At 43.3% G+C, this 1,910-nt stretch carries 1 protein-coding gene and 1 pseudogene; both read left to right on the top strand.

What is annotated here, in order from left to right:
- Positions 1–298: 298 nt before the first annotated feature.
- Positions 299–472, top strand: a pseudogene (locus tag DFR58_RS22680) (helix-turn-helix domain-containing protein); the annotation flags it as partial.
- 246 nt (positions 473–718) lie between these two features.
- On the top strand, positions 719–1,645 hold the full coding sequence (locus tag DFR58_RS21575) for an IS30 family transposase (protein WP_242987792.1): 927 nt from the start codon (positions 719–721) through the stop codon (positions 1,643–1,645).
- Positions 1,646–1,910 lie beyond the last annotated feature (265 nt).

The following is a 1,910-nucleotide window of genomic DNA, read 5'->3' as shown; positions in this document are numbered from 1 at the left end:
CCTCAGTTGACAAAGTAAATGCAACCTTGGCGAATAAAGCTAGCTGCATTATGTCTTACAAAGTGGCAAAGTGTATTTAGTATTACAAATAATAATCTCTCAACTGGATATACGATATGTCAAAACCATTATTCTTGTAAAAGCTGAACCAACCCAAAATGTTTTTTGTAGGTCTAGCCGCGCGGCAATGAGCGTCGGGGTTTGGGGCAGCGCCCCAAGGTTTTGTGTTAAATTATATGGATGAGGAAGTAGTTGTATTTAGTGTGACTAAAACTCCAGTCTTTTGTCTAAAATTCATATGGCAGAATTGCCATCTGTGTCTTGCGCAAATAAGAAAACGGAGGAAATTGTCATGCCAAAGAATAAACATTTAGCATATACGGAACGTCTACAAATCGAACAGTGGCTGAGAGACAGAGTATCTATAAAGCAGATTGCCCAGAAACTCAACAAGAGCACATCAACTGTTTCGAGGGAGATTCGTTCCCATGCCACAGCCAGCAATAAGTTTCCACCATACCGTATCCACAATAGGTGTGTGAAACGAAATGATTGCCAAAAGCACTATCTTTGTGTCAACAAGCCGAGCTGCACAAAACGTTGTTCTACATGCAGTCTTTGCAATGAAATGTGTGAGGATTACCAGGAGCAGCAATGCTATAAGCTTTTCGAACCGCCATATGTCTGTAACGGCTGTACGGACGAGTACCAATGCGTAATGCAGAAAAAATATTATATTCACAGCAAGGCTCATGAGGCATACCGTGAAATGCTTGTGGAGTCACGTGTCGGCGCAAACATAACAGAGGATGAGTTACTGGCACTTGATGAGATTGTAAGCCCACTGGTCATGCGTGGGCAGTCGGTTCATCACATAGTCACGCATAACCCGGACCAGTTCGAGGTAAGCGAAAAATCCATCTACCGTTATGTAGCAGGCGGTCTGCTAAAAGCCAGAAACATTGATATGCCGCGTGTTTGCCGTATAAAATCGCGAAAATCAAAGCCGGTAGAGCACAAGGTGGACAGCGGCTGTCGGATTGGACGCACATACGCCGAATTCCTTGCGTTTATAGAAACTTCAAGCCTTCCAGTTGTAGAAATTGACTCGGTCATCGGCCGCATCGGTGGAAAGGTTTTACTCACTATGATGTTCAAGTCCTGCGACCTGATGCTAGCTTTTATCAGGGACCGGAATACATCCCAGTCGGTTATCGACGTTTTCAACTACCTGGACGAAACGCTTGGCAGGGAGATGTTCAGTCAACTTCTCCCAGTCTGTCTCGCCGACAACGGTTCGGAGTTCTCAAACCCAAAGGCATTGGAGTACAACACGCAAGGTGACCGCAGAACCAGGCTGTATTATTGCGATCCCTTCTCGTCATTCCAGAAGCCTAATGTGGAGTTGAACCACGAGTTCATAAGGAAAGTGTTGCCCAAAGGCAGATCTTTCGATGACCTCACACAAAATGACATTTCCCTAATGATGTCGCATATCAACTCCTATTCAAGAGAGAAGCTGAACGATAAATCTCCTTTTGATATGTTCAGCTTCCTCTATGGGTTCGGCATCCTTGAAAAGCTCGGTATTAGCAGAATATCGGCAAACGAGATATTGCTCAAACCATCCCTGCTGAAGAAATAATTAACCACTAATTCCTGCGCAAGACATATCTAATTTAATAGTGATTTCAGGGGGCGCATTTTCTCTGACCGAAAAATCAGGTTTGTCTTACCCTCAGCGTAAGCTTGCCCTTTTTTATCAGTGATAATACTTATTTTGGATAAAATACCATGCGAAACATATATTTTTTATGTTTTAAATCTTTTTCTAACCATCTTCGGAATAACTAAATGCTACCCAGTTCCAGTTACTCTGTCAATGGTTGCATTTACTTTGACCGCCCACC

It is taken from the genome of Anaerobacterium chartisolvens (assembly GCF_003337415.1).
Taxonomy (GTDB): domain Bacteria; phylum Bacillota; class Clostridia; order Acetivibrionales; family DSM-27016; genus Anaerobacterium; species Anaerobacterium chartisolvens.
This window is presented reverse-complemented; position numbering and strand designations above follow the sequence as displayed.

What these genes read in the sequence shown, in the direction of transcription:
- DFR58_RS21575 (WP_242987792.1), top strand. Translation starts at nt 719, where the DNA reads ATGCAGAAAAAATATTATATTCACAGCAAGGCTCATGAGGCATACCGT.